At 73.6% G+C, this 25,785-nt stretch carries 26 protein-coding genes; 12 read left to right on the forward strand and 14 right to left on the reverse strand.

Features of this window, described 5'->3' with window-relative positions; translation table 11 throughout:
* The first annotated feature begins 31 nt into the window (after window positions 1-31).
* From ACWIYF_RS23300 to ACWIYF_RS23315, 4 genes are read left to right on the forward strand one after another with little or no spacing between them, the layout of a single operon-like run.
* A complete protein-coding gene (locus ACWIYF_RS23300) occupies window positions 32-682 on the forward strand; it encodes a TetR/AcrR family transcriptional regulator C-terminal domain-containing protein (RefSeq protein ID WP_448625196.1) in 651 nt (216 codons plus the stop codon).
* Between the two features lie 8 nt (window positions 683-690).
* Window positions 691-1,362, forward strand: a complete 672-nt coding sequence (locus ACWIYF_RS23305) for a hypothetical protein (protein WP_448625197.1) — start codon at window positions 691-693, stop codon at window positions 1,360-1,362.
* A gap of 45 nt (window positions 1,363-1,407) precedes the next feature.
* Complete coding sequence (locus tag ACWIYF_RS23310; RefSeq protein WP_448625198.1) at window positions 1,408-1,611, forward strand: hypothetical protein; 204 nt, start codon at window positions 1,408-1,410, stop codon at window positions 1,609-1,611.
* Complete coding sequence (locus tag ACWIYF_RS23315) at window positions 1,608-2,051, forward strand: TIGR03618 family F420-dependent PPOX class oxidoreductase (RefSeq protein WP_448625199.1); 444 nt, start codon at window positions 1,608-1,610, stop codon at window positions 2,049-2,051. The genes ACWIYF_RS23310 and ACWIYF_RS23315 overlap by 4 nt, the downstream gene beginning before the upstream one ends.
* Here ACWIYF_RS23315 and ACWIYF_RS23320 read toward each other — a convergent pair.
* Genes ACWIYF_RS23320 through dapE form a run of 4 tightly spaced genes read right to left on the reverse strand, consistent with a single transcriptional unit; the run spans window position 2,048 to window position 4,838 of the window.
* Window positions 2,048-2,506: an SRPBCC family protein gene (locus ACWIYF_RS23320; RefSeq protein WP_448625200.1), complete on the reverse strand. Its 459-nt coding sequence runs from the start codon at window positions 2,504-2,506 to the stop codon at window positions 2,048-2,050. The genes ACWIYF_RS23315 and ACWIYF_RS23320 overlap by 4 nt on opposite strands.
* Window positions 2,499-2,870, reverse strand: a complete 372-nt coding sequence (locus ACWIYF_RS23325) for a DivIVA domain-containing protein (protein ID WP_448625201.1) — start codon at window positions 2,868-2,870, stop codon at window positions 2,499-2,501. The genes ACWIYF_RS23320 and ACWIYF_RS23325 overlap by 8 nt, the downstream gene beginning before the upstream one ends.
* 1 nt (window position 2,871) lies before the next feature.
* Window positions 2,872-3,738 (reverse strand): LOG family protein, encoded by an 867-nt coding sequence (locus tag ACWIYF_RS23330; protein WP_448625202.1) that lies wholly within the window; start codon window positions 3,736-3,738, stop codon window positions 2,872-2,874.
* Window positions 3,735-4,838, reverse strand: a complete 1,104-nt coding sequence (dapE, locus tag ACWIYF_RS23335; protein ID WP_448625203.1) for a succinyl-diaminopimelate desuccinylase — start codon at window positions 4,836-4,838, stop codon at window positions 3,735-3,737. The genes ACWIYF_RS23330 and dapE overlap by 4 nt, the downstream gene beginning before the upstream one ends.
* Before the next feature lie 73 nt (window positions 4,839-4,911).
* Between dapE and dapD the strand changes: the two genes are divergently transcribed.
* Entirely contained in the window at window positions 4,912-5,889 is a 978-nt protein-coding gene (gene dapD, locus ACWIYF_RS23340; RefSeq protein ID WP_448625204.1) for a 2,3,4,5-tetrahydropyridine-2,6-dicarboxylate N-succinyltransferase, read from the forward strand.
* 67 nt (window positions 5,890-5,956) lie between these two features.
* On the forward strand, window positions 5,957-7,330 hold the full coding sequence (locus ACWIYF_RS23345) for a TrpB-like pyridoxal phosphate-dependent enzyme (RefSeq protein WP_448625205.1): 1,374 nt from the start codon (window positions 5,957-5,959) through the stop codon (window positions 7,328-7,330).
* Between the two features lie 26 nt (window positions 7,331-7,356).
* Here the strand turns inward: ACWIYF_RS23345 and ACWIYF_RS23350 are convergent, their stop codons facing one another.
* Complete coding sequence (locus ACWIYF_RS23350) at window positions 7,357-8,478, reverse strand: alpha/beta fold hydrolase (protein ID WP_448625206.1); 1,122 nt, start codon at window positions 8,476-8,478, stop codon at window positions 7,357-7,359.
* Between the two features lie 130 nt (window positions 8,479-8,608).
* Between ACWIYF_RS23350 and ACWIYF_RS23355 the strand changes: the two genes are divergently transcribed.
* From ACWIYF_RS23355 to ACWIYF_RS23370, 4 genes are all read left to right on the forward strand, one after another.
* On the forward strand, window positions 8,609-9,277 hold the full coding sequence (locus ACWIYF_RS23355) for a hypothetical protein (RefSeq protein WP_448625207.1): 669 nt from the start codon (window positions 8,609-8,611) through the stop codon (window positions 9,275-9,277).
* A 318-nt stretch (window positions 9,278-9,595) separates the two neighbouring features.
* Window positions 9,596-10,963, forward strand: coding sequence for a sensor histidine kinase (locus ACWIYF_RS23360; RefSeq protein WP_448625208.1), 1,368 nt, complete (start codon window positions 9,596-9,598; stop codon window positions 10,961-10,963).
* Window positions 10,960-11,613 (forward strand): response regulator, encoded by a 654-nt coding sequence (locus tag ACWIYF_RS23365; protein WP_448625209.1) that lies wholly within the window; start codon window positions 10,960-10,962, stop codon window positions 11,611-11,613. Before ACWIYF_RS23360 ends, ACWIYF_RS23365 begins: the two co-directional genes overlap by 4 nt.
* Window positions 11,614-11,809: 196 nt before the next feature.
* Window positions 11,810-13,561, forward strand: a complete 1,752-nt coding sequence (locus ACWIYF_RS23370; RefSeq protein WP_448625210.1) for a PxKF domain-containing protein — start codon at window positions 11,810-11,812, stop codon at window positions 13,559-13,561.
* Between the two features lie 55 nt (window positions 13,562-13,616).
* Here the strand turns inward: ACWIYF_RS23370 and ACWIYF_RS23375 are convergent, their stop codons facing one another.
* The 3 genes from ACWIYF_RS23375 to fdxA are packed head-to-tail and all read right to left on the reverse strand — an operon-like array spanning window position 13,617 to window position 15,954.
* Complete coding sequence (locus tag ACWIYF_RS23375) at window positions 13,617-14,513, reverse strand: aminoglycoside phosphotransferase family protein (RefSeq protein WP_448625211.1); 897 nt, start codon at window positions 14,511-14,513, stop codon at window positions 13,617-13,619.
* Complete coding sequence (gene dapC / locus ACWIYF_RS23380) at window positions 14,510-15,631, reverse strand: succinyldiaminopimelate transaminase (protein ID WP_448628794.1); 1,122 nt, start codon at window positions 15,629-15,631, stop codon at window positions 14,510-14,512. Before dapC ends, ACWIYF_RS23375 begins: the two co-directional genes overlap by 4 nt.
* On the reverse strand, window positions 15,628-15,954 hold the full coding sequence (gene fdxA / locus ACWIYF_RS23385; RefSeq protein ID WP_448625212.1) for a ferredoxin: 327 nt from the start codon (window positions 15,952-15,954) through the stop codon (window positions 15,628-15,630). Before fdxA ends, dapC begins: the two co-directional genes overlap by 4 nt.
* 192 nt (window positions 15,955-16,146) lie before the next feature.
* Here fdxA and ACWIYF_RS23390 point away from each other — a divergent pair, with 192 nt between their 5' ends.
* Both ACWIYF_RS23390 and ACWIYF_RS23395 read left to right on the forward strand, forming a co-directional pair.
* On the forward strand, window positions 16,147-19,029 hold the full coding sequence (locus ACWIYF_RS23390) for a bifunctional diguanylate cyclase/phosphodiesterase (RefSeq protein WP_448625213.1): 2,883 nt from the start codon (window positions 16,147-16,149) through the stop codon (window positions 19,027-19,029).
* Window positions 19,030-19,043: 14 nt separating this feature from the next.
* Window positions 19,044-19,796, forward strand: coding sequence for a GNAT family N-acetyltransferase (locus ACWIYF_RS23395; protein ID WP_448625214.1), 753 nt, complete (start codon window positions 19,044-19,046; stop codon window positions 19,794-19,796).
* Here the strand turns inward: ACWIYF_RS23395 and ACWIYF_RS23400 are convergent.
* The 6 genes from ACWIYF_RS23400 to ACWIYF_RS23425 form a co-directional block, all read right to left on the reverse strand.
* Window positions 19,769-20,176, reverse strand: a complete 408-nt coding sequence (locus tag ACWIYF_RS23400; RefSeq protein WP_448625215.1) for a hypothetical protein — start codon at window positions 20,174-20,176, stop codon at window positions 19,769-19,771. The genes ACWIYF_RS23395 and ACWIYF_RS23400 overlap by 28 nt on opposite strands.
* Complete coding sequence (gene mshB / locus ACWIYF_RS23405; RefSeq protein WP_448625216.1) at window positions 20,173-21,069, reverse strand: N-acetyl-1-D-myo-inositol-2-amino-2-deoxy-alpha-D-glucopyranoside deacetylase; 897 nt, start codon at window positions 21,067-21,069, stop codon at window positions 20,173-20,175. Before mshB ends, ACWIYF_RS23400 begins: the two co-directional genes overlap by 4 nt.
* Window positions 21,070-21,166: 97 nt before the next feature.
* The gene (locus tag ACWIYF_RS23410) at window positions 21,167-22,228 is read right to left on the reverse strand and encodes an ABC transporter ATP-binding protein (RefSeq protein ID WP_448625217.1); all 1,062 of its coding nucleotides are present in this window, start codon (window positions 22,226-22,228) and stop codon (window positions 21,167-21,169) included.
* 73 nt (window positions 22,229-22,301) lie between these two features.
* A complete protein-coding gene (locus tag ACWIYF_RS23415) occupies window positions 22,302-23,570 on the reverse strand; it encodes an ABC transporter ATP-binding protein (protein ID WP_448625218.1) in 1,269 nt (422 codons plus the stop codon).
* A gap of 12 nt (window positions 23,571-23,582) precedes the next feature.
* Complete coding sequence (locus ACWIYF_RS23420; RefSeq protein WP_448625219.1) at window positions 23,583-24,542, reverse strand: ABC transporter permease; 960 nt, start codon at window positions 24,540-24,542, stop codon at window positions 23,583-23,585.
* Window positions 24,543-24,572: 30 nt separating this feature from the next.
* Window positions 24,573-25,565, reverse strand: a complete 993-nt coding sequence (locus tag ACWIYF_RS23425) for an ABC transporter permease (RefSeq protein WP_448625220.1) — start codon at window positions 25,563-25,565, stop codon at window positions 24,573-24,575.
* Window positions 25,566-25,785 lie beyond the last annotated feature (220 nt).

Genomic DNA, 25,785 nt, shown 5'->3' on the forward strand with positions numbered 1-25,785 from the left:
AGCCTGCTCTAACGCCGTTAGAGTGTCAACCGTGCCGATCACACGGAACGACGTCGTCCGCGCGGCGATCGACGTCCTCGACGACGAGGGGCTGGCCGGGCTGACGCTGCGCGGCGTCGCGGCCCGGCTCGGCGTCAGCGCGCCGACGCTCTACTGGCACGTCAAGGACAAGCGGCACCTGCTGGACCTGGTGGCCGAGCAGGTGCTCGCCGAGGCGCCGGACAGCGCCGGCGCCCCGCGCGAGGGCCAGTCGGTCTGGGAGTGGCTGGCCGAGAGCACCCGCCTGCGCCGGGCGCTGCTGCTGGCGCACCGCGACAGCGTGCAGGTCGTCGCGGGCAACCGGCCCACCGAGGAGGGCCGGCCCGGCATCGAGCGGACCCTCGAGGTGCTGGTGGCGGCCGGCCTCGAGCCCGGGGAGGCGGTGCGGGTGCTCACGGCGCTGGGGTCGTTCCTGCTCGGCGACGCCCTCGAGACCCAGGCGGCGCGGGACCGCCCGCTGGAGGAGCTGCCGGCCGGCGACCCGGGCCGGTTCCCCCTGCTGACCGCGGCGACCCGCACGGTGGGTGGCGACGACGAGCGGTTCGAGGAGGGGCTGGGCCTGTTCCTCGAGGGCCTGCAGGCGCGCCTGGAGCGCCGCCGCGCCGCCGCCGTGACACCGGTCGGCGAGATCACCCCCGCCTGAGAGCGGGAATGCACGTCGACCCCGAGGGCGTGGCGCCCTGGGCGATGCAGCTGGTGGCGCACATCGAGAAGAGCGCCCCGCCGACCCGGACCGCGGTCTGCGCGGCCGCGGCGGTCGCCGTCGTCCGGCTGCTCGCCGACGACCGGGCCCGGCCCGGCGGTGAGTGGTTCCCGCCGGTCCGGCGGTGGACCGACGGGCGCATCCGCAAGCACTGCCGGCGAGCCCGGGGCGCGGCCTGGGAACGGCTGGGGGCGCTGCCGGGAGTCACCGCCGAGGTCGGCGGTGCCGAGGTCCGCGCGCTCGTGCCCACCGCGACCGACGAGATCCCCCGGGAGGTGGCGAAGCTGCCGCTGTCCGGCAGCGAGCTCGACGACCCGGAGGCGTGCCCGGCGATCGACCCGGTGCCCGGCGGCCCCGTCGTGGTGTCGATCTGCCCGGAGCCGTTCCTGCCGCTGGGCAAGGCCGCCGCGGCCGCCGGGCACGCCGCGCAGGTGACCGCGCTGCGGATGCCCGCGCAGCGGCTGGCCGCCTGGTCGGACGCCGGGTTCCCGCTGGTCGTCGAGCACCCCGGCATCGCCCGGTGGGCGCGGCTGCGCTCGCGCGCTTCCGTGGAGATCCTCGACGCCGGCTTCACCGAGGTGGCACCCGGCACGTGCACGGCGCTGGCCCGCTGGGCGTAGTCGGCGCACCTGTCGCGCCGTCCCTGTCGCGGCTACGGTCCGGGCATGAGTGAGAAGTCGCTCGCCAACGCCCACCGCCGCATCGCCGATGCCGAGCACCGGGTCGAACGGATGATGCTCGATCAGGCCGACGACGTGTCCGACCCGGCGGACATGCGGCAGCGCGCCCACGAGATCTCGGCGAACGCCCGCGACCACGAGAAGTCGGCGAAGCGCATCGAACGCCGCGCCGAGCGGAGCGGTGGGTGACCGCTCTCGAGGACGCGGCGGCCCTCGCCGCGCGGGAACACGGCCTGACCGTGGTGGCCACGCTGCGCGGCGACGCCACGATCCAGACCTCCGTGGTCAACGCCGGCCGGCTCCCGCACCCGGCCACCGGGCGGCCGGTGCTCGCGAAGGTCACCTACGGCCGGGTCAAGCTGGCCAATCTGCGCGCGCGCCCCCAGGTGACGCTGACCGTCCGGTCCGGGTGGGAGTGGGTCGCCGTGGAGGGCCGGGCCGAGCTCGCCGGCCCCGACGACCGGCAGCCGTGGCTGACCGACGCCGACCGCCTGCGGCTGCTGCTGCGCGAGGTGTTCACCGCCGCCGGCGGGCAGCACGACGACTGGGCGGAGTACGACCGCGTGATGGCCGAGCAGCGGCGCACCGCGGTCCTCGTGGAGCCGACCCGGGTCTACAGCAACCGCTAGGACGTGTGGTCGCGGGCGAACGCGGCGAACCGGCGCAGCGAGAAGCGCATGCCTGCCCGCATCCCCGGCTCGACCAGGGGCCAGCCGAGCCGGCCCAGCCCGCCGAGCGGCAGGTCGACCTGCTCGGTCCAGACGAACGTCGAGTGCGCCCCGTGCGGCCGCACCTCGAAGATGCCCGCCCCGCGCACCACGCGGCCGGTGTGCCGGACGTCGACCCGGGCGGGCGGCTCCCAGCGGACGATCTCCATGGTGTCGACGACGCCGATCCGCCCGCGCCGGGGCAGCGGCAGCCCGGTGACCGCGATCAGCCGGCCGCCGACGCCCCGCGCCGGCCCGACGACCGGGCGGACGTCGGTGGCCACCATCCACTCGCCCTGCCGCGCCCAGTCGGTGAGCGCGGCCCACACCTGCGCCGGCGGGGCGTCGACGTCGATGCTCTCGGTGAGCTCAGGCATCGCTGCGCTCCCCGTCGGCCGGTGCGGCGTCGTCGGACTCCCCGGCCTCGGGGCTGCGGTGTGCGCCCTCCCCCAGCCGCGCCCGCAGCGTCGCGAGCTCGGCGTCGCGCTCGTCGAGCGTCTGGGCGAACTGGCCGAGCAGCCAGTCCACCTCGGTCATCCGGTAGCCACGGAAGGCGACCGAGATGCGCAGCGCGCGGATGTCGTCGCCGACCACCGGCCGGTCGTCGGGCAGCTCGACCGGCGAGCGGTCCAGCTCGGCCGGCGGCTGGGTCTCGCCGCGGCCGAGCAGCAGCGAGCCGACGAGGAAGAGCAGGCCCCCGACCAGGAGCACCCCGACGACGAAGAGCAGGAAGGACAGCACCTCAGCCCTCGACGGGCCCGCCGGCCGGCGTCTGGTCCGACCGGATGCCGTGATAGCCGACCGGCGCGCGCATGCCGCCGCCGCTGTCGCCGGCGGCCTCGCGCTCGGCTTCCGACTTCTGGATGACCCGCACCGCCTCGTCCACGTCGTCGGTGACGTGCAGCAGATCGAGGTCCCCCGGGCTGATCGTGCCGGTCTCGACCAGCGTCGTGCGGACCCAGTCCACCAGCCCGCCCCAGTACCCGGTGCCGTAGAGGATCACCGGGAACCGGGTGACCTTGCGGGTCTGCACCAGGGTCAGCGCCTCGAACAGCTCGTCGAGGGTGCCGAACCCGCCGGGCAGGATCACGAACGCCTGCGCGTACTTGACGAACATCGTCTTGCGCACGAAGAAGTAGCGGAACGAGATGCCGACGTCGACCCACTCGTTGAGCTCCTGCTCGAACGGCAGCTCGATGCCCAGGCCCACCGACAGCCCGCCGGCCTCCGAGGCCCCGCGGTTGGCCGCCTCCATCACGCCCGGCCCGCCGCCGGTGATGACGGCGTAGCCGGCCTGCGCGAGCGCCGCGCCGAGCTCGACGCCGGCGGCGTAGTGCGGGTGGTCGGGCGGGGTCCGGGCGCTGCCGAAGACGCTGACCGCCCGGGGCAGCTCGGCCAGCAGGCCGAACCCCTCGACGAACTCACTCTGGATCCGGAGCACGCGCCACGGGTCGGTGTGCACCCAGTCGGTGGGGCCGCGCCGGTCGAGCAGCCGCTGGTCGGTCGTCGTGCCCTGGTAGGCCGGGTCCGGCTCGCCGCCGCGCAGCAGGATCGGGCCGCGCTGGCGGGTCGGCCGGGGACGGCGGCCGTTCTCAGGGGGCTGGGTCATTCGGCGCTCCGGGACAGGTAGGCGGTCAGGGCGTCCTCGGCCGGCTTCAGGGCCGCGACGCGGACGGATTCCTCGCGGGTGTGGGCGAGCTGCGGGTCGCCGGGGCCGTAGTTGACCGCTGGGATGCCGAATGCGGCGAAGCGGGCGACGTCGGTCCACCCCAGCTTGGCCCGCGCCGGGCGGCCGACCGCGGCGACGAACGCGGCCGCGGCGGGCTCGGCCAGGCCGGGCAGCGCGCCACCGGCGTTGTCGGTCACGGTGAGGGTCGCGCCGGTCGCGAGGGCGTCGGCGAACACCTCCCGCACGTGCGCCTCGGCGGCGTCCTCGTCCCGGTCGGGGGCGTAGCGGAAGTTCACCGTCACCGAGCAGGCGTCGGGGATCACGTTGCCGGCCACCCCGCCCTCGATCCGCACGGCGTTCAGCCCCTCGCGGTAGGTGCAGCCGTCGATCTCGACCTCGCGGGCCTCGTACCCGGCGAGCGTGGCAAGCACGCCGGACGCCGCATGGATCGCGTTGACCCCGAGCCAGCTGCGGGCGCTGTGCGCGCGCCGGCCCTTGAACTCGAGGACGGCGCGCATCGTCCCCTGGCAGCCGGCCTCGATCTCGCCGTCCGTCGGCTCCAGCAGGATCGCCAGGTCGCCGTAGAGCCAGCCCCGGCGCTCCCGCGCCACCCGGCCGAGACCGTTCTTGGCCGACTCGACCTCCTCGTTGTCGTAGAAGACGAACGTCAGGTCGTGCGCCGGCTCCGCCCCGGGGACGCCGAAGCGCGCGGCCAGCCGCAGCATCACCGCGTCGCCGGCCTTCATGTCGCTGGTCCCGCAGCCGAACAGCCGGTCGCCGTCGAGCGTGCTGGGCACGTTGTCGGCGATCGGCACGGTGTCCAGGTGCCCCGCGAGGACGACGCGGCTGGGCCGGTCGAGGTTGGTGCGGGCGAGCACGGCGTTGCCGACCCGCTCCACCTCCAGGCCGCCCAGCCCGCGCAGCGCCGCCTCGACCGCGTCGGCCAGGACGTCCTCGGTGCCGGACACCGACGGGATGTCGACGAGGGCACGGGTGAGCGCGAGGACGTCGGCGGACAGGTCCAGTTGCGCGTTCCCCACGACCGTCGAGCCTACGGGCGCCGTCCGGCTCCGGCCGGAGGTGGATGCCAGCGCCTCGGTAGCGTCGTGACCCGTGACGAACGCCGAACCGCAGCGCGCCTCCGGAGTGGGCCTGGCCACCGTGACCACCGACGGGACCGTCCTCGACGTCTGGTTCCCCTCCCCCGCCCTCGACGCCGGCAACGGGAAGCCGGGCACGCACCAGATGGGGACCCTGGAGCTCGGCGGCGCCCTCGGACCCGACTACTCGGGTCTGGTGCGCAGCGACGAGGCCCGCGGGGTGCAGGTCATCCCGGTGCAGACCACGATCGAGGACCTCGCCGCACCGCCGGCGGACACCTACGACGTCTGGCTGCGGCTGCACCTGCTCTCGCACCGGCTGATCCGCCCGCACGGCGCCAACCTCGACGGGATCTTCGGCCTGCTCACCAACGTGGCGTGGACCAGCGCCGGGCCGGTGCTCGCCACCGAGGTGCAGCGCCGCGCGGCCATGCTGCGCGCCGCGCACGGGCACCTCACCGTCTTCGGCGTCGACAAGTTCCCGCGCATGGTCGACTACGTCGTCCCGACCGGTGTGCGGATCGCCGACGGCGACCGGGTGCGGCTGGGCGCGCACCTCGCCGAGGGCACCACGGTCATGCACGAGGGGTTCGTCAACTTCAACGCCGGCACGCTGGGCCCGTCGATGGTCGAGGGCCGGATCAGCGCCGGCGTCGTCGTCGGCGCCGACAGCGACGTCGGCGGCGGCGCGTCGATCATGGGGACGCTCTCCGGCGGCGGCAAAGAGGTCGTCTCGATCGGCAGCGGCTGCCTGCTCGGCGCCAACGCCGGTGTGGGGATCTCCCTGGGCGACAAGTGCGTCGTCGAGGCCGGCTGCTACGTCACCGCCGGCTCGCGGGTCACGCTGCCCGACGGCTCGGTGGTCAAGGCCCGCGAGCTCTCCGGCCGCGACGGGCTGCTCTTCCGCCGCAACAGCGTCAGCGGCGCGCTGGAGGCGCTCCCCCGCGACGGCGACTGGGGTGCCCTGAACGCCGCTCTCCACGCCAACTGACAAGGGGCTTCCCCCGCGCTCCTAGTAGGGCCAAAGTGGCCACTTTGGCCCTACTGGGAGGGACGCCGTGGCCGGGACGCCGTACAAGATCCTGCTGGACGAGTCGCAGCTGCCGACGCAGTGGTACAACGTCGTCCCCGATCTGCCGAGCCCGCCGCCCCCGCCGCTGCACCCGGGGACGCTGCAGCCGGTCGGGCCGGACGACCTGGCGCCGCTGTTCCCGATGGACCTGATCCTGCAGGAGGTCACCGGGGAGCGGTACGTCGACATCCCCGGCGAGGTGCTCGACGTGTACAAGCTGTGGAGGCCGTCGCCGCTGTTCCGCGCGCACCGGCTGGAGAAGGCGCTCGGGACGCCGGCCCGGATCTACTACAAGTACGAGGGCGTCTCACCGGCCGGCTCGCACAAGCCGAACACCGCGGTGCCGCAGGCCTTCTACAACGCCAAGGCCGGGGTGCGGAAGCTGACCACCGAGACCGGCGCCGGTCAGTGGGGGACGGCGCTCGCCTTCGCCAGCGCGCTGTTCGACCTCGAGTGCGAGATCTGGATGGTCGGCGCCTCCTACGACCAGAAGCCGTACCGGCGCACGATGATGCAGACCTACGGTGCGCAGGTGCACCGGTCGCCGTCCGACCTCACGCAGGCCGGCAAGGCGATCCGCGCCGACAACCCCGACCACCCCGGCTCGCTCGGCATCGCGATCAGCGAGGCGGTGGAGGTCGCCGCGCAGGAGCCGGACACCCGCTACGCGCTGGGCAGCGTGCTCAACCACGTGCTGCTGCACCAGACGGTCATCGGCGAGGAGGCGCTGCTGCAACTGGCCGTGGTCGATGAGCAGCCCGACGTGATCGTCGGCTGCACCGGCGGCGGCTCCAACTTCGGCGGCATGGCCTTCCCGTTCCTGCGGGAGAAGCTGGCCGGCCGGATGGCGCCGACGATCCGCGCGGTGGAGCCGGCGTCCTGCCCGTCGCTGACCCGCGGGGTCTACGCCTACGACTTCGGCGACACGGCCGGCATGACGCCGCTGCTCAAGATGCACACGCTCGGCCACCGGTTCATCCCGGACCCCATCCACGCCGGTGGCCTGCGGTACCACGGGATGTCCCCGCTGCTGTCGCACATCTACGAGCTGGGTCTGATCGAGGCGATGGCGCTGCCGCAGACGGAGTGCTTCGCCGCCGCGCTGCGATTTGCGAAGACCGAGGGGATCGTGCCGGCGCCGGAGCCGTCGCACGCGCTGGCCGCCTGCATCCGCGAGGCGCTGGCCTGCAAGGAGTCCGGCGAGGAGAAGGTGATCCTCACGGCGCTGTGCGGGCACGGCCACTTCGACCTGGCCGCCTACGACGCCTACCTCTCCGGCCGCATGGTCGACGAGGACGTCCCCGACGAGCGCTTCGCCGGCGCCCTCAGCGAGCTCCCGCAGGTCCCCGCCGGCGCCTGAGGCCCCGTCCCGGGTCCCACCCCGAGCTAGCGAGGGGTGGGGAGGACGGGGTCCTTCGACTGGTCGGCGGGGACGTCGAGGTGCTCGAGCAGGGCGACGACGAACTCCTGTGGCCGCTCGACGTGCGGCGAGTGGCCGACCTCGGGGAAGACGACCTCCCGGTAGGAGCCTCCGGCGGCCGCGTACCGGTCGAGCACCGCGCGGGTCTGGGCGATCATCGGCTGCGGCGGGAACTCCTCCGCGCCCGGCCAGCCGGGGACGGCGCCGACCGAGCCGAGGAACGCCAGGTCGAAGGCCGAGGTGTCGGAGACGATCTGGTCGGCGTCGCCGCGCACCCACAGGATCGGCGGCTTCTCGGCCAGCTCCACGATGCCCGACAGGTCGAAGACGGTCGGCGCCATCGTGTTGAGCACGCCCCGCTCCCCCGGCGCCGCGCCCGGCCAGCTGTCCACGACCTGCGCGTCGCCCGGGTAGTGGTCGGTGCCGCACCGGGTGGTGTTCATCGACGCGACGAAGATGTCCTCGAGCTGCGGATCGATCGGCAGCGAGCCGGGCGCCACGTAGAACGCCCGCAGGATCGACCGCGGGCTGGTCGGGCTCGCGTCACTGGTGTCACCGGCCTCGAGCGCCGCGACGAACTCCGGATTGGCCGCGCCGCCGCCGGAGCCGCAGCCGGCCGGGTGCACGAGCCGCCCGTCGGCCCCCGCCGTCCCGCCGAAGCCGTACGGCGAGACCGGGGCGACCAGCGCCACCGAGGCCACCGTCGCCGGGTGGTCGAGCAGGTACTGGAGGACGACGCCGGCGCCCATGCTCCAGCCGACGAGGTGCACGCGGTCGAGGCCGAGGGTGTCGACCAGCGCGGCGACGTCGTCGGCCCAGTCGCGCACACCGCGCCGGGCGTCGATCGGCAGCGGGTCGGTGCCGCCGTAGCCGCGCAGGTCGACGGCGAGCGCCCGCACCCGGCCGGTGTCGGCCAGCGCGAGCAGCGGCTGCTGCCAGAACAGCGACGAGCTCACGTTGCCGTGGACGAAGAGGACCGCCTCGCCCGGACCGGAGAGCTCGGTCCCCTCGGCGGCGAGGACCTGCTGGGTCAGCCGGGACGTCTCGACACGGGTCGCGGTGATCCCGGGCAGCAGGTGGTCGGCCATGGGGGCTCCTCTTCTCGCAGGTCGGCGGCTCACCGTAACGATCACCGACCCGCGGCGACAGCGACTCGTGTCCGGCACGACGTCCTCGGGTGACCGGGACCGAGGGTCTGCGCACCTACAGTCGACGGTGATGAGCCCCGCACGCACGGTCGCCCGCCGGCCCACGGCCCGGAGGACGACGGCCAGGCCCGGGGTCCGCCGCCGTCCGGTGCGCCGGCGGTCGAAGCCGTCGCGGACGAAGGCGTCGCGGTCGAGGTCGTCGCGGCTGACCACGCTGCGGCCGGCCCAGCTCTGGCCGCCGATCCTCGTGCTGATCGTCGTCCTCGTCGGATTGGCGTGGGACGCCGACGGGCAGGACGTGCCCGTGGCCACCGCCGAGTGCACCCTTCCGGCCACCGGCCTGACGCTGACCGGTGAGCAGATCGCCAACGCCCGCACCATCGCCCAGGTCGCCTACGACCGCGGGCTGCCCGAGCGGGCGGTGGTGATCGCGCTGGCCACGGCCATGCAGGAGTCGCGGCTGCGCAACCTCGACTACGGCGACCGCGACTCGCTCGGGCTGTTCCAGCAGCGGCCGTCGCAGGGCTGGGGCACGCCGGAGCAGGTGCAGGACCCGATCTACGCGGCCGGCACGTTCTACGACCACCTGGTGCAGGTGCCCGGTTGGGAGACGATGCGCTTGACCGACGCCGCCCAGTGGGTGCAGCGCAGCGGCTTCCCGGAGGCCTACCAGAAGCACGAGGGCATGGCGGTCGAGCTCGCGGCCGCGCTCGGGCACGACGACCTGCCTTGCGGCTGACCCGCGATCCGCGCCGTTTCCGGGCCGCGACAGCGGCACGGATCGCTGTCAGTGCCGGTCCCCATCCGGGCGTCGGCGTAGAGCTTCGGGGACCGCACGGAGTCCATGCGGGGCGGCCGTCGGTGCCGGTACCCCACGGGGCACGTGAGCCGAACCGGAGAGGGCCGGCAAACGACGCGTACAGGCAGAATCACCGTCCCGGGGGCCGGTTCACCCGGTCGTGCGGATGAGCCGCAGGGTTGAGACCCTTAACCTGAGGCCGTGACCCAGCGGGGGGTTGGTGACCGGCGTCGTTCACCGGCGGTCGTGGTGACGTGGGTGGCCGCTGCAGCGGCCACCGTGACCGTCGCCGTGGTCGCCCTCCCGTTCATCCGTTTCGCCTACCGGGCGCCCGCCGTGCACGTGGCGCTCGAGACCGCGGACGCCATCATCGCGCTCCTCGTCGCCTATCTGATCTACGGCAGGTTCCGCGACAGTCGCAGAGCGCAGGAGCTGCTGCTGGTGCTCGCGCTGTGCACCCTGGCGACGGCGAACCTGGTGCTCAGCGCGCTGCCCAACGCCGTCGCGCTCGCGGAGGGCGAGGAGTTCAGCCGCTGGGCCGGGCTGGTCATCCGATTCGCGGGTGCCCTGCTGCTCGTGGGAGCGGCGCTGACGTCCCCGGCGGCGCGGCTCGCGCCGCGCCGCGCCGGAGCGGTAGGCGCCGGTGTGACCGCGGGTCTGGTGTTGCTCGCCGCGGCGGGGATCGCCTTCGGCGACCGACTGCCGCCGACCGTCGACGCGGCGCGGTCGCTGGCGGATGCCAGTTCCCCGGTCCTGGCGGCGCATCCCGCCGTGTTGGTCGTCCAGGCCGTGGCAGCGCTCTGCTATGCCCTGGCGGCCATCGTGCTCACCCACCAGGCACGGGCGACCGGGGACCAGCTGATGCCCTGGGTGGCGGCCGGCTGCGTGCTGGGAGCGGCGGCCCGCGTCCACTACCTGCTCTTCCCGTCGCTGTACTCGGAGTTCGTGTACACCGGAGATCTGCTCCGGTTGTCCTCCTACCTGCTCATGCTGGTCGGCGCGGCACGCGAGATCCGGTCGTACTGGGAGCTGCGGACGAGGACCGCCGTCATGGAGGACCGCAGGCGCACGGCTCGGGACCTGCACGACGGGCTCGCCCAGGAGCTCGCCTACATCACCGCCCAGTCCAAGCGGCTCGCCGCGCAGCCGGACGACGTGACCGTCGCCGAGCGCATCGGCGCAGCGGCGGCGCGCGCCCAGTTCGAGGCCCGGAGCGCCCTCCGTGCCCTGACCCGGCCCGTGGACCTGCCGTTCCCCGAGGCGCTGCAGCAGGTGGTCGACGACCTGGCCCTGCGGTACGAGATCAAGGCGGTCACCGACCTCGCACCCGACGTGCGTCTGGGTTCCGACGATGCCGAGGCGGTGCTGCGCATCGTCGGCGAGGCCGTGCGCAACGCCGTCCGGCACGGCGAAGCGCAGTGCATCGAGATCCGCCTGGAGGAGGAGCCGCTCTGCCTGTCCATCACCGACGACGGCCGGGGCTTCGCCACCGGCCCTGCCGACGGACAGCGGGTCGGCGGCTTCGGTCTCACGAGCATGCGCGAGCGAGCGTCCCGGCTCGGGGCGGACCTGAGCATCACCTCTGTTCCGGGCGCGGGGACGACGGTGCGGGTGACGTGGCGGTGAGCACGCTGCGCGTCGTCCTGGCCGACGACCACGCCCCCACGCGGGAGACCGTGGCGGAGGCGCTGAGTGCTCAGGGCGTCGAGGTCGTGGCCTCCGTCGGGAGCGGCGACGCCGCCCTGCTGGAGGCGCGGGAGCACCGGCCCGACGTCTGCCTCCTCGACATCCACATGCCGGGCAACGGCATCGTCGCCGCGGCGGACATCACCCGGGAGGTTCCGGGCGTCGCCGTCGTGATGCTCACCGCGTCGGGGGACGACGAGGACCTGTTCGCCGCCCTACGAGCCGGGGCCTCCGGGTACCTGCTCAAGGAGATGGATCCCGACCGGCTCGCGCCCGCGCTGCGCGGCGTGCTCGCGGGCGAGGCCGTGCTCCCCCGGTGGCTGGTCAGCAAGGTCGTCGACGAGTTCCGCTCCCGTCCACGACGCCGGATCCCGCTGCCCAACCGCGGGCGGCCGGCGGAGCTCACCGAGCGGGAGGCCGAGACCCTCGACCTCTTGGCAGCCGGGTTGTCCACGGAGGAGATCGCCCAGCGGCTGTTCCTGGCCCAGGTGACCGTCCGCACGCACATCGCCGCCATCCTGCGCAAGCTCCGCGTCACGGACCGGGCCGCGGCGATCAAGCTTGCCCGCGAGGCCTCCGGCGACAACTGACCGGGTCGCGTTGAGGGATCTCAACGGGCTGGCCATGGGCGTGCAAGCGATTGCGCCCTAGCGTCTCTACCGACAGACCGCGACGCACTGATCCTGGGCCTTCATCTGGTCGCTTGGGCCCCGGGGAGCGAGCAGCGAACCCCTCGCGGTGTCCTCCGGGCTCTGCTGAGCCCTCTTTCGGTACGGGGGTACCTCCATGCGGACGCGCACGCGATCCCAGGTCCTGACGGCACTCGTCACAGGCCTGCTCATCACCGGAGGCGGCCTTGCGGCCGCCGACGACATATCGAACACCATCGACGCGACGGTTGACACCGTCGCCGAGGTCATGCCGCTGAACGTCGGCGGCGCCAACGGCACCACTCAGCTCACCGTGACCCCGCGGAACGGTGACGGCAAGAGCGGCTGCAACCTGACCGCCGCCAGCAAGCTGAGCCTCAGCGTCACCTCGAGCAATCCCGCTGTGGCGACCGTGTCCCCGTCCTCCGTGACGTTCGAGAGCTGCGGTGACACCAAGACCGTGACGGTCACCCCGGTGGCGCTGGGCTCGGCGACCGTCTCCGTGTCGCAAACGAGCAACAACACCGGGGGAACGTTCAACCTCGCGCCCGCGGCGTTCACGGTGAACGTCGTCCCACCCCCGAACACCGCCCCCGCGATCGCGGTCACGGGTGTCACGGGTGGAGCGATCTACGACAAGGGCGCGGTGCCGACTGCCAGCTGCCAGGTCACGGACGCCGAGGACGGCAACAGCTCGTTCGTCGCCACGCTGAGCCCGCCCACGGGCATCTACGCCTCCGACGGTCTCGGCAACCAGACGGCGAGCTGCTCGTACACCGACGGCGGCGGCCTGACGGCGAGCGCGTCCGAGACGTACACCATCGTCGACCCCTCGGCACCGGTGATCGCGTCCAGCGTGAACCCGGCGTCGCCGGACGGCGACAACGGCTGGTACAAGAGCAACGTCTCGCTCACCTGGAACGTCAGCGAGCCGGAGTCGCCGAACTCGCTGCAGAAGACGGACTGCGCCGACCAGAGCATCACGGCCGACCAGGCGGCGACGACCTACAGCTGCTCGGCGACGAGTGCCGGCGGGTCCGCCGGCCCCGTCGACGTGACGATCAAGCGGGACGCCACAGCGCCCTCGGTGAGCTACACGAGCGCCGCGGGCACCGCCGGCTCGAACGGCTGGTTCGTCACTCCCGTCACCGCGACGTTCACCGCAACGGACGCCACGTCCGGGCCGGCGAGCGCCACTGCCACGGCCGCGTCCGTGGGACAGGGTTCCAACGTCCTGGTGGGCAGCCCGGCATTCACCGACAACGCGGGCAACACGACGCCGGCAGGCCAGGTCACCGAGAGCTTCAAGATCGACCTGGACGACCCGACTGCCACCTTCAACGGCAACCCCGTCGGCTCGGTCTACTTCGGCTCCGTGCCGCCGGCTCCGACCTGCTCGGCCAGCGACCCCACGTCGGGGCCGGCCGGCTGCTCCGTCACCGGGTACAGCACGGCGGTCGGCTCCCACACCCTCACCGCCACGGCGACCGACAACGCCGGGCGAACCGGCACGGCCACCCAGGCCTACACGGTGCTCCCGTGGACCGCCCGCGGCTTCTACCAGCCGGTCGACATGGGATCGACGGTCAACACGGTGAAGGGCGGCAGCACCGTTCCGGTCAAGTTCGAGCTGTTCGCCGGCAGCACCGAGCTCACCGCGACGGACATCGTGAGCCTGAATGCCGTCCGGACCTCCTGCAGCCCGACCGCTCAGGTCGACGAGATCGAGGTCCTTGCCCCTGCCGGCAGCACGGTTCTCCGGTACGACACGGTGGCCGGGCAGTACGTCTACAACTGGAAGACGCCGACCGGTGCCGGTAGCTGCTACCGGCTCACCATGACGGCGGCCGACGGCTCGACCCTCTCGGCCAACTTCCGCACGAAGTAGCCCCGCACCACCACGGAGGCGCCGGTCCCGCTCAGGGGCCGGCGCCTCCTGCCGTTCAGGCGAGGACGGCGGCGACCGCGAGGCTCTCCTCCTCGATCCCGAGCCCGTCCTCCGCGCTCCACAGCGCGGAGACGACCGCGTAGACCGCCGTCCACGCGCGGCCGCGCTCGAGGTCGACGTCCATCGCCGGGCAGATCAGCGCCAGCCGGCGCTCCAGCAATCGGGCGAGCGCGGAAGGCTCCTGCGGCAGCGTGCCGAGCGGGTTGAGCATCGCCACCGCGACGTCCAGCGCGGGCTCGGCCCACACGCCCCGCGGATCGATCGCCACCGCGCCGTCGCCGCGGCGCAGGACGTTGCCGTGGTGCAGGTCCCCGTGGCAGAGCACCGCGGCGGCCGACGTGCTCAGCAACTCGTCGCGGAGCACGGCGGCGGCCGCGGTCAGCCCGTCCGGCAGCAGCGGATGGCCGGTGCGCAGGTCGGCGAGGCCGGCGGGGTCGAGCGCGACGGCCGGACGCGGCGTCCCGGCCTGGTGCAGCGCCCGCGCCACCCCGCCGATCAGGGGGAACGCCTCGTCGTCCGGCAGCTCCGTCAGGTCGGTGCCCGGCCGCACGCGGGCCAACAGCAGCGCGACGGCGTCCGGATCGTCGAGGTCGGCGTCCAGCAGCCGCACTGCGCCGCAGCCGTCCCAGGCGGCGAGGATCCCCGCTTCCCGCGCCAGATCCTGTTCCGCGGTGGCGATCCCGAGCTTGAGGACGACCTCCTCGCCGGCGCGCCGCCCGGGCGCCACCAAGTGGTGGTCGGCGGCGAACGGCGCGTCCAGCCACAGCCCCCACCGCCGCGCGCGGTCGGCCACCAGCGAGGGCAGGCGGGCGCACCAGTCCGCGCCGCGCGACCCGTGGACGGCCGTCATCGACGCCGCCAGCCCGGGTGGGACGACGACCCCCGCGGTCACCTGCCCAGGCGCTCGACGGCCGCGTCGATCCGCTCGTCGGTGGCGGTCAGCGCCATGCGCACGTGCTTCGCGCCGGCCGCGCCGTAGAAGGTGCCGGGCGCCGCGACGATGCCCAGGCCGGCCAGCCAGTCGATCGTCGTCCAGCAGTCCTCGTCGCGGGTGACCCACAGGTACAGCCCGGCCTCGGAGTGGTCGACCCGCGCCCCGGCCCGGCGGACGGCGGCCAGCAGCCGCGCCCGCCGCGCCCGGTAGCGCTCCTTCTGCTCCGCGACGTGCGCGTCGTCGGCGAGCGCGGCGGCCATCGCCTCCTGCACGGGCCCCGGGACGAGCAGCCCGAGATGCCGGCGCACCTCCCAGACCCGCCGCACCAGCGCCGGGTCGCCCGAGAGCAGGCCGCCGCGGTACCCGGCGGCGTTGGACTGCTTGGACAGCGAGTGCACGCCGAGCAGGCCGATGTGGTCGTCGCCGGCGATCGCGGGATGCAGCAGCGACCGCGGCTCGACGTCCCAGCCGAGCGTCACGTAGCACTCGTCGGCCACGACCGGCACCCCGTGCGCGCGGCCCCAGGCGACCCAGCCCCGCAGCTGGTCGTCGGTCAGCACGCGGCCGTGCGGGTTGCCCGGCGAGTTGAGCCAGACGAGGACGACGCCGGTCGCGTCGTCCGGCGGGACGTCGGTCCGGTGCGCGGCCAGCCCGGAGAGCACCGCGCCGACCTCGTAGGTCGGGTAGGCGACCTCCGGGATCAGCACCGTCCCGCTGCCGGACAGCCCGAGCAGCGTGGGCAGCAGCGCGACCAGCTCCTTGGAGCCGATCGTGGGGATGATCGAGGGGTCCGCGCCGTGGGGGTCGGCGAGCACGACGCCGAGCCGCCGGCGCAGCCAGTCCGCCGCCGCCGTCCGCAGCGCCGGAGTGCCCAGCGCCGTCGGGTAGCCGGGCGAGTTCGCGCCGGCGCTCAGTGCCTGTGCCAGCACCGCGGGCGTGTCGTCGACCGGGGTGCCGATCGACAGGTCGACCACGCCGCCCGGGTGCCGGGCCGCGCGGGCCCGTGCCTCGGTCAGGGCGTCCCAGGGGAAGTCGGGCAGCCGCCGCGCGGCCGCGCCGGCTTCAGCGGTGGTCAGTGGCCCTCGCCCTGCGGCGGCAGCGCGGCCACGAGCGGGTGGTCCTTGGCGATCTTGCCGGTCTTGGCGGCGCCGCCGGGGCTGCCGAGGTCGGAGAAGAACTCCACGTTGGCGTTGTAGAAGTCCTTCCACTTGTCCGGGACGTCGTCCTCGTAGTAGATGGCCTCCACCGGGCAGACCGGCTCGCAGGCGCCGCAGTCCACGCACTCGTCGGGGTGGATGTAGAGCATCCGCTCGCCCTCGTAGATGCAGTCCACCGGGCACTCGTCGATGCAGGCCCTGTCGAGGACGTCGACACAGGGCTGAGTGATGACGTAGGTCACGGTGGTTCCCTCCCGGGGACGCGCGGGCAGCGACCGCCGGCCGCAGCCGCGATCTGTTTTGTCGCGGCAATAAGTATCACCTCCCGCGGACGGGCGAGCGCGACGCCCTCCCCCGCGGCCCGGACCTCCCCCGCAGGGGTGGTGCCCGGAGAACCGGCTCAAGCCCCGCGGGCCGGTGCCGATCTCGCCAGCGTGACATCGGTCCAGGCTCGACGGGCACTCGGGACGCGGCCGCGCGTCCCCGCGCCGCGCCCCGGTCTGCCGCCGCACCGGCCGGCCGCGCCCGGCTCGCCCTACGACGCCGGGGCCGCCCTCGACCACGAGCTCGGCCGGCTGAGGAGAGCGCTCGGCGCGTCCCGTGTCTCGGTCTGGGTGCACGAGGCGACCACCGGCACGGCCACGCCGTACCGGCAGTCGGTCTGCCCCGGGGCCGCCGTGGCCGACGACACGCTGCTCAGGAACCCGCTCACGGTGTCGCGCTCCCCGTTCGTCTCCGCGGTGATCAACGGTGGCCGGCCCGTCGTCGTCCGCGCGGACGGCCGCCGGGCCGCCGACAAGGAGGCCGCCCGCTACGGCATCCGGTCCGCGCACGGCGAGCCGCTGATCCGCAACGGTGAGGTGGTCGGCGTCCTCACGATCGAGCCGGCCGCGGCTGCCTCCCCCGCTCCCCTGCGCCAGGCCGTGCCCGGCATCGCGCTCGCCCTGACCGAGGCCTGGCGGCGGCGCACCGAGCGCCGCCGGCTGGACTCCGCCGAGGTTCTGCTCGGGCTGGTCGAACGAGCCCACCAGGCGGACTCGATCGAGGACGTGCTGTCCGTCGCCTGCCGTCAGCTCGCCGAGCTCGGCGAGGTCGAGCGGGCCTGCGTCTTCCTGCTGGAGGACGGCCGGCTGGTCCCCCGCATGGCCGGCTACGCGGACGGACGGCGGGACGAGGCGGAGTGGCAGCAGTTCCGCACCGCCGCGGCTGCGCTTCCGCTGGCCGAGACCGTGCTGCGCACCGGCGAGCCGATGGCCGCCGACCGGGACTCCGAACTGCTCTCCGGATGGTGGGCCGACACCTTCTCCATCGCGTCCGCGCTGGCCGTGCCGCTGGGCCGCGCGCCGGACGTGGCCGGTGTCCTCATCCTCGACAGCCCCCGGCTGCGCCCCTTCTCCGAGGAGGTGCGCCGGATGGCCTCGGCCGCCGGCGCCTACCTCGGCGGCGTCCTCGAGCAGGTCAGCACCAGCCACGCCCGCGCGGCGTCGCTGGCCACCGCCGAGGTGGTCCGCCGGCTGCTGGTCGACGGCGCGCACGCCACGAGCGTCCCGGAGGCGGCCGAGGTGCTGGCCCGGGCCGTGCAGGGGCTGGTGGGCACCGAGCGCAGCGCCGCCTACAAGGTCGACGCCGACGGCTTCATCGAGGACGTGCGCCACGTGGGCTGGCCCGACGCGCACAAGGAGGTCATCCAGCAGCAGGTGATCGGCAGCCCGGCGGCCGACGTCAAGCTCTGGCGGCACACCGTCGAGGAGCGGCTGCCGGTGTTCGTCGAGGACGCGGCGGCCAGCGACCTCATCGACCCGCGACTGACCGAAGCGCTGGACCTGAAGTCCTACGTGAGCATCCCGCTGCTGGCCGGCGACCGGCTCATGGGCCTGGTCGTCACCGGCTCGACCACCTCGACCGGCGCCTGGTCGCCGGAGATCCGCGAGGCCGTGCGCCGGGTGACCCTCGAGGGTGCGCTGGTCGTGGAGAACGCCGTGCTGCGCGCCGTGGAACAGATGCGGCTGAAGCAGCTGGCCGACGAGGCGCACCACGACCCGCTGACCGGCCTGCCCAACCGCCGCCGGTTCATCGAGGAGCTGGAGCGGACCGTCTACGACGACGCGGCCCGCAGCTGCGCCGTCCTCATGATCGACCTCGACCGCTTCAAGGAGATCAACGACAGCTTCGGGCACAGCGTCGGCGACGACCTGCTCTGCCTCGTCGGTCCGCGGCTGGAGAAGGCGCTGCAGCCCGGTGACCTGCTCGCCCGCATGGGCGGCGACGAGTTCGCCGTCCTGCTGCCGGACGCCGACCGCCCCCGGGCCCACGAGGTGGCCCACCGGCTCGGAGCCGCGCTGCGCGATGCCTTCGTCCTCGACGGGATGCCGCTGCACATCGACGCGAGCATCGGCATCGCGCTCTGCCCCGACCACGGCCGCGACCGGTCCCTGCTGCTCGCCCGCGCCGACACCGCCATGTACGCGGCCAAGCGCGACCGGCACGGGTTCGAGGTCTGGGCGCCCGACGGCACCCCGGACTCCCGCAACCGGCTCGAGACGCTGGAGCAGCTCCGGTCGGCCCTCGACACCGAGGAGCTGGTGCCCTACTACCAGCCCAAGCTGGACCTGCGCACCGGCTCGGTGGTCGGCGTCGAGGCGCTGGTGCGGTGGCAGCACCCGCGGCGCGGACTGCTCACCCCAGACGTCTTCCTGCCCCTGGCCGAGCAGGCCGGGCTGATGCGCCGGCTCGCGCTGCGGGTCCTGGAGCGCTCGCTGTCGGACCTGCGGTCGTGGCGCGCGGCCGGCCACGAGCTGTCGGTCGCGGTCAACCTGTCGGTCTCCAACCTGCAGGACGTCGCCCTGCCCGAGCAGGTCGCGATGCTGCTCGACAGCCTCGACGTGCCCGCCCCGGCGCTCACGCTGGAGATCACCGAGGACGTCCTCATGGCCGACGCCGCCCGCAGCCAGCAGGTGCTCGACGGCCTGCGCCGGCTCGGCGTGAAGCTCTCCATCGACGACTACGGCACCGGCTACAGCTCGCTGGCCTACCTGCGGGCGCTGCCGGTCCATGAGCTCAAGCTCGACCGCAGCTTCGTCCGCAACCTCACCTCGGACCCGCGGGCGGCGGCGATCGTCCGCAGCACGCTGCAGCTGTCGCGCGACCTCGGCATGACCATGGTCGTCGAGGGCGTGGAGGACGCCGACGCGCTCGCCGCCCTGTGCGCGTGGAACTGCGACATCGCCCAGGGCTTCCACGTGGCCCGGCCGATGCCCGCCGGGCAGTTCCTCGACTGGCTGACCGCCCGGTCCCTGCCGGCCGACCTGCACCGCTGAGGCACCATCTCCTGGTGCCCACCGTCGCCGAGCAGCCGACCGTCGCGGAGCTCGAGCGGATCTCCGCGGAGAGCTGGCGGGGGCTGGAGCGGGAGCGCTACGGCGACTGGCTGCTGCGCGCCGGCGGCGGGTTCACCGGCCGGGCCAACTCCGTGCTGGCGGTCGGCGACCCGCCGGAGACGGCCGCGGTCGAGACGGTGACCCGCTGGTACACCGCGCGCGGGCTGCGGCCCCGCGCGCAGGTGCCGCTGCCGGGTGCCGAGGCGGCCGACGCGGCGTTCGCCGCCGCGGGGTGGTCCCGGGACGAGGACGTGCTGGTGCTGACCGCGCCGTTGGCGGGCTGGCCCGTCCCGGCGGTCGCCGTCGACCTGGCGCCCGAGCCGGACGAGGCCTGGCTGACCGGCTACCGGTACCGCGGGACGCCGCTGCCGCCGGTGGCGCGGGAGGTCCTGATGGCCGCCGACGAGCCGGCGTTCGCCGCCGTCCGCCTCGACCCGGACCCCGCCCCGCTGGCCGCGGTCGCCCGCGGCGTCGTCGTCGACGGCTGGCTCGTGGTGACCGCCGTGACCGTCGACGAGCGGCACCGCCGCCGCGGCCTGGCGACGGCGGTGATGGCCGGCCTCGCCGGATGGGCGGCCGAGCGCGGCGGGCACTCCTGCCTGCTGCAGGTGACGACCTCGAACGCACCGGCTCTGGCGCTCTACGGCCGGCTGCGCTTCACCGAGCACCACCGCTACCACTACCGGGTGGCGCCGTCGTCCTCCTGAACCGGTAGCGGCCGCGGCGCGGCCAGCACACGGCCGACCGCGAACGCCGCCGCCACCACGCCGAGCCCCAGAAACGCCAGGCCGACGTACCCCAGCGCCCCCGTGCCGACGACGACCAGGTCGCCCTCCGGGCGACGCTGTGTCGCGGCGATCGCCACGGCGCCCCACGCCAGGGCGGGCAGGACGGCGACCACGCGGGACCCCGACCAGCGGTACGCGGTGCCGACCACCAGCAGGTTGCCCACGACCGCGGCCGGCACGGAGACCGGGACCAGCACGCCGCCGACCCGCAGCGGCAGCCAGAACACCTCGACCAGCGCCAGCCAGGCGCCGACGACGAGGGCCGCGACGCCCCAGCCGGCGAGCGCGAGCAGCCTCATCCGGTCAGGCCGGCGAACAGGTCGTCCTCCCAGCCCTGCTCCCCCGGGCCGGCCGGACCGCGCTCGCCGCGGACGAGCCGGTAGTACTCGGTGCCCAGCACCTCCTGCCCGAGGTTGTTGGACAGCGCGAAGAACGGCCCGTCGACGGTGATCTGGGTGGGGTGGGCGCGCAGGGCGGCGTCCTTGCGGTGGGCGTGGGCGCGGGCGTCGACGGCGGCGGTGATCAGCTCGTCGGGCACGACGAAGTCGACCTCCTCGATGTCGCCGAGGCCCTCGAACGGCGAGGCCTCACCGAGTTCGGCCATCGCCGCGATGCCCTGCTGCACCACCGAGCGCGGCAGGGCGCACCAGTAGACCTTGGCCACCTGCCACGGCTCGCCGAGCTCGGGGTGGAAGTCCGGGTCGGCGGCGGCCTCGACCGCGCGCATCGCCACGCGGTGGGCCTGGATGTGGTCCGGGTGGCCGTAGCCGCCGTTCTCGTCGTAGGTGACGACGACCTGCGGGCGCACCTCGCGGACGACGGCCACCGCGTGCGCGGCGGCCTCCTCGAGGTCGGCGTTCCAGAAGGCGCGCGGGTGCTGGTTGGCCGCCGTGCCCATCATCCCCGAGTCGCGGTAGCGGCCCGCCCCGCCCAGCCAGCGGTGGTCGGTGACGCCGAGCGCGGCCATCGCGGCGGAGAGCTCGCTGATCCGGTACCCGCCGAGCTGGTCGGCCTGGTCGGCGGCCAGCTGCGCCAGCTCAGGGACCAGCACCTCGCCTTCCTCACCCAGCGTGCAGGTGAGCAGGGTGACGCCGACGCCCTCGGCGACGTAGCGGGCCATGGTGGCGCCGTTGTTGATGGACTCGTCGTCCGGGTGGGCGTGCACGAGGAGGATCCGCCGGTCTGAGATCACGCGGGCCATCTTCCTATGCCGCCGTCCCGACCCGTCGGGGCATCGGAAGCTCTACCCCCCCGATCCGCGCGGATCGAGGGGTAGAGCTTCCGTTGCCCTACAGGACCTTGACCGCCTCGGCGTAGTGGCAGGCGTTGGGGTGGCCGGCGCCGCGGTCCTCGAGCGCGGGCTCCTCGTTGATGCACAGCTGCCGCTCGCTGTCGCTGAGCACGTTGGCGAACTTCTGGCAGCGGGTGCGGAACCGGCAGCCGGACGGCGGGTTCGCCGGGCTGGGGACGTCGCCGCTGATGATGATCCGCTGGCGCTCCCGCTCGCGGCGGGGGTCGGGCAGCGGGATCGCCGAGAGCAGCGCCTGCGTGTACGGGTGGGCCGGCCGCTCGAACAGCTCGTCCCGGCCGGCCACCTCGATGATCTTGCCGAGGTACATGACCGCGATCCGGTCGGAGATGTGCCGGACCACCGACAGGTCGTGCGCGATGAACAGGTAGGACAGGCCCAACTGGTCCCGGAGGTCCTCGAGCAGGTTGATGACGCCGGCCTGGATCGACACGTCGAGCGCGGAGACCGGCTCGTCGAGCACCAGCACCTTCGGCTCGAGCGCCAGCGCCCGCGCGATGCCGATGCGCTGCCGCTGGCCGCCCGAGAACTCGGCCGGGTACCGGTTGGTGTGCTCGGGGTTGAGCCCGACCCGCTCCACCAGCTCGCGGACGCGCGCCCGCAACTCCTGGTCGTTCTTCGTCAGGCCGTGGATGATCAGCGGCTCGGCGACGATGTCGAACACCGGCAGCCGCGGGTTCAGCGAGGCGTACGGGTCCTGGAAGACGATCTGGATGTCGCGCCGCAGCGGCCGCATCTCCTTGCGGCCCAGCCCGACGAGCTCCCGGCCCTCGAACTTCACCGAGCCGCCGGTGGCCGGCTGCAGGTTGAGGATCGCGCGGCCGGTCGTCGACTTGCCGCAGCCGGACTCACCGACCAGCCCGAGCACCTCGCCCGGGTAGAGGTCCAGGTCCAGCCCGTCGACGGCGCGGACCGCGCCGACGGTGCGCTTGATCAGCCCGCCGCCCTTGATCGGGAAGTGCTTCTCCAGCCCGCGCACCATCAGGATCGGCTCGCCGTTGTGCCGCGCGGCGGCGACGCGGTCTGCGGCAGGGGCACTCACTTGGCCTCCTCGCTGGCGCTCGTCGACCGCGTTCGCGGCACTGCTGCACTCATGGGTGAGCTCGCAAGCTCGCTCACGTCTGGGTTCCCTTCGGGCTGACCACGGTGCCGGTCTCGTCGTCGGTGCCGGCGGTGGGCTCGGTCTGGTCGTGCGGCGGCGGGGTGCGGACGTCGGTGTCGCGCCCGCCCTCCGGCGACGCCGTCGCGGCCTCGACCGGGTAGGCGTCGCCCCCGAGCAGCGTGTCAGCACTGGTCTCGTCGAAGACCTCGGCGGCGTGGCCGTGCGCGTGCTCGACGATCTCGGTGCGGATGCACGCCGCGGTGTGCCCGCGGCCGACGTCGAACAGCGGCGGCTCGGCGGCGTCGCACTCGGGGATGTGCAGCGGGCAGCGGGGCGCGAAGGGACACCCGGGCGGCATGTTCACCAGGGACGGCGGCGAGCCGACGATCGGGGTCAGCCGCTCCCGGCCGGTGCTGTCCAGGCGGGGCAGCGAACCGAGCAGGCCCAGCGTGTACGGCATCCGCGGCTCGTAGTAGATCTCCTCCACGCTGCCGACCTCGACCGGCCGGCCGGCGTACATGACCAGCACGCGGTCGGCGACCCCGGCGACGACGCCGAGGTCGTGGGTGATCAGCACCATGGCGGCGCCGGTCTCCTCGAGCGCGGTGTCGAGCACCTCGAGGATCTGCGCCTGCACCGTGACGTCCAGCGCCGTCGTCGGCTCGTCGGCGATGATCACGTCCGGCTCGTTGGCCATCGCGATCGCGATCACGACGCGCTGGCGCATGCCGCCGGAGAACTCGTGGGGGAAGGAGCGGACCCGGCCGGCGGCGTTCGGGATGCCGACCAGCTCGAGCAGCTCGACCGCGCGCGCCTCCGCCGCCTTGCGGGACAGCCGCTTGTCGTGGACCCGCAGCGTCTCCTCGATCTGGTACCCGACGCGGTACACCGGGTCCAGGGACGTCATCGGGTCCTGGAAGATCATCGAGACGCCCTTGCCGCGCACCCGCGACATCGCGGGATCGGCCTGGCCGAGCAGCTCCTGGCCGCGGTAACGCACCGAGCCGGTGATCTGCGCCGAGGCCGGCAGCAGGCCCATGACGGCCAGCGACGTCACCGACTTTCCCGAGCCGGACTCACCGACGATGCCGAGCACCTCGCCGGAGCGCAGCGTGTAGTCGACGCCGCGGACGGCGTGCACGAGGCCGTCCTGCGTCGGGAAGCCGACCCGCAGGTCGCTGACCTCCAGCAGCGGTGCGCTCGGGTCGAATCCGGGCAGGCTGTGCGCCCGCTCGGGCTGGAGGGTGCCGGTCGAGGTGGCACCCGCCGGGGCGGTGGTCATGGAGCCCCTTTCTCAGGCCCGCACGCGGCGGTTGCTCGGGTCGAAGGCGTCACGGATGCCGTCGCCGATCAGGTTGATCGACAGCACGATGATCAGCAGCGTGATGCCCGGGAAGTAGAACAGCCAGGGCCGGGTGCTGGCGGCCTGGACACCGTCGGACACCATGCGGCCGAGGGAGGTCTGGTTCGCCCCGTTCACACCGAAGCCCAGGTAGGTCAGGGACGCCTCGAGGATGATCGCGGTCGCCGCGGCCAGCGTCGTCCAGACGATGAGCGAGCCCAGGGCGTTCGGGATCAGGTGCTTGAAAATGATCCGCGAGTTCGATGCGCCCAGCGCGTGCGCCGCCTCGACGTACTCCTTCTCGCGCAGGGAGAGGAACTGGCTGCGGACGATGCGGGCGAGGTCCAGCCAGCCGAAGAGCCCGAGGATGATGCCGACGCCCAAGGGGGTGCGCGAGCCCGGGAAGTTGCTGGCCACGACCAGCAGGACGACGAGCAGCGGCACCGTGAGGATCAGGTCGACGATCCGCATGAGGACGTTGTCCACCCAGCGGCCGAAGTAGCCGGACAGCGCGCCGACGAGGACGCCGAGCGGCAGGGCGATGACCACGAAGAGCAGCACGATGAACATCGACCGCTGCACGCCCTGCATGAGGCCGGCGAGCACGTCGCGGCCGATCTCGTCGCTGCCCATGATGTAGCCCGCCGTGCCGGGGGCCACCGACTGAGCGTTCCGGTTCTGCGTCGCGTAGTCCACGCCGTGGATGAACGGCCCCACGAAGCCGAACAGCAGCATGATCACGAAGATCACGAGGCCGGTCATGCCGACCTTGTTGTGCAGGAAGTGGCGGATGACCTGCTGGCGCTGGCTGCGCGCCTCGACGGTGAACTCGCGGTCGACGCCGCCGGTCGGCGGGGTGCCGGCCTCGGCGGGGAGCGCCTGGGCGCCGGTGCTGGCCTGGGTGGTGGCCATGACTCTCTTCTCTCTCGCGCACCGGGCCGGTCAGGCCAGGCGGATCCGCGGGTCGAGGACCGCGTAGAGGATGTCGGCGATCAGGTTGAACAGGACGATGACGGCGGCACTGACGATCAGCCAACCGAGCACGACGTTGATGTCGTTGTTGGCGATGCCGTCCTCGAGCAGGTAGCGCCCCATCCCGTTCCAGACGAACACCTTCTCGGTGATGACTGCCGATCCGAACAGCGTGCCGATGCCGAGCGCCACCACGGTGGTCAGCGGGATCAGCGCGTTGCGCAGGCCGTGGCGGTACACCGTGCGCCGGTAGGTCAGGCCCTTGGCCCGCGCCAGCCGCATGTAGTCCGAGCCGAGGACGTCGAGCATCGACGCCCGCTGGAAGCGGCTCCACGCGGCGAAGGTGAGCAGCGCGAGGCTCAGCGTCGGCAGCACCAGGTGCCCCAGCCGGTCGGTGAAGATCTCCCAGTCGCTGGTCGCGAACTGCTGGATGCCGGGTGTCTCCTCGCCGATCGTGTAGAGCACCTGCTGGCCGAAGAGCCGGTTGATCCGCACCGCCAGGAACTCCTTGAGGAGCGCGGCGAACCAGAAGGTCGGCAGCGCGATCAGGATGTAGGCGATGAAGGTGAAGACGTAGTCGGAGGGCTTGTACTGCCGGACCGCGCCGATGACGCCGACGATGACGGCCAGCAGGACCGCGAGGATCACGGCGGCGAGCATCATGCGGCTGGTCACGCCGGCGCGGGTGAGCAGCTCCCCGCTCACCGGGGTGCCGTTGACGCTGGTGCCGAAGTCGCCGGTGACCACGCCGGTCAGCCAGTTCCAGTAGCGCACGAAGAACGGGTCGTTGAGACCGAGCTGGTCGGCGACGTTGTTCAGGAACTCCTGCGTGGGCGGCGGCTGCCGCTGCCGGTAGTGGGCCAGCGGGTCGAAGCTCTGCGCGCACAGGAAGAAGACCAGGAAAGAGCTGGCCAGCAACACGAGGACGGACCCGATGATCCGCCGGATCGTGAAGAAGAACATCAGCGCACCTTACGTCGAGGAGCGAACGTCCTCCGCGGATAGGTTCCCACGCCCGGAGGTACCCCCGCAGGGCGCGCGGGAGACCGGAGATCCTCGTGCACGGAGGCCGGAACCGAGCCGGCGCACGCCGGTTCCACGAGGGGAACGCGGGCCGCGGGGGAGACCGTGGGCGGGCAGACCGCGGCCCCCGGGGCGGAGCGCTCCGGGGGCCGCGGTGGTG

It is taken from the genome of Geodermatophilus sp. URMC 64 (assembly GCF_053502555.1).

What these genes read in the sequence shown, in the direction of transcription:
- ACWIYF_RS23350 (WP_448625206.1), bottom strand. Translation starts at nt 8,478, where the DNA reads ATGGCCGACCACCTGCTGCCCGGGATCACCGCGACCCGTGTCGAGACG.
- ACWIYF_RS23415 (WP_448625218.1), bottom strand. Translation starts at nt 23,570, where the DNA reads ATGACCACCGCCCCGGCGGGTGCCACCTCGACCGGCACCCTCCAGCCC.
- ACWIYF_RS23370 (WP_448625210.1), top strand. Translation starts at nt 11,810, where the DNA reads ATGCGGACGCGCACGCGATCCCAGGTCCTGACGGCACTCGTCACAGGC.
- ACWIYF_RS23305 (WP_448625197.1), top strand. Translation starts at nt 691, where the DNA reads ATGCACGTCGACCCCGAGGGCGTGGCGCCCTGGGCGATGCAGCTGGTG.
- ACWIYF_RS23330 (WP_448625202.1), bottom strand. Translation starts at nt 3,738, where the DNA reads ATGACCCAGCCCCCTGAGAACGGCCGCCGTCCCCGGCCGACCCGCCAG.
- ACWIYF_RS23320 (WP_448625200.1), bottom strand. Translation starts at nt 2,506, where the DNA reads ATGCCTGAGCTCACCGAGAGCATCGACGTCGACGCCCCGCCGGCGCAG.
- ACWIYF_RS23420 (WP_448625219.1), bottom strand. Translation starts at nt 24,542, where the DNA reads ATGGCCACCACCCAGGCCAGCACCGGCGCCCAGGCGCTCCCCGCCGAG.
- ACWIYF_RS23355 (WP_448625207.1), top strand. Translation starts at nt 8,609, where the DNA reads ATGAGCCCCGCACGCACGGTCGCCCGCCGGCCCACGGCCCGGAGGACG.
- ACWIYF_RS23400 (WP_448625215.1), bottom strand. Translation starts at nt 20,176, where the DNA reads ATGAGGCTGCTCGCGCTCGCCGGCTGGGGCGTCGCGGCCCTCGTCGTC.
- ACWIYF_RS23310 (WP_448625198.1), top strand. Translation starts at nt 1,408, where the DNA reads ATGAGTGAGAAGTCGCTCGCCAACGCCCACCGCCGCATCGCCGATGCC.
- ACWIYF_RS23425 (WP_448625220.1), bottom strand. Translation starts at nt 25,565, where the DNA reads ATGTTCTTCTTCACGATCCGGCGGATCATCGGGTCCGTCCTCGTGTTG.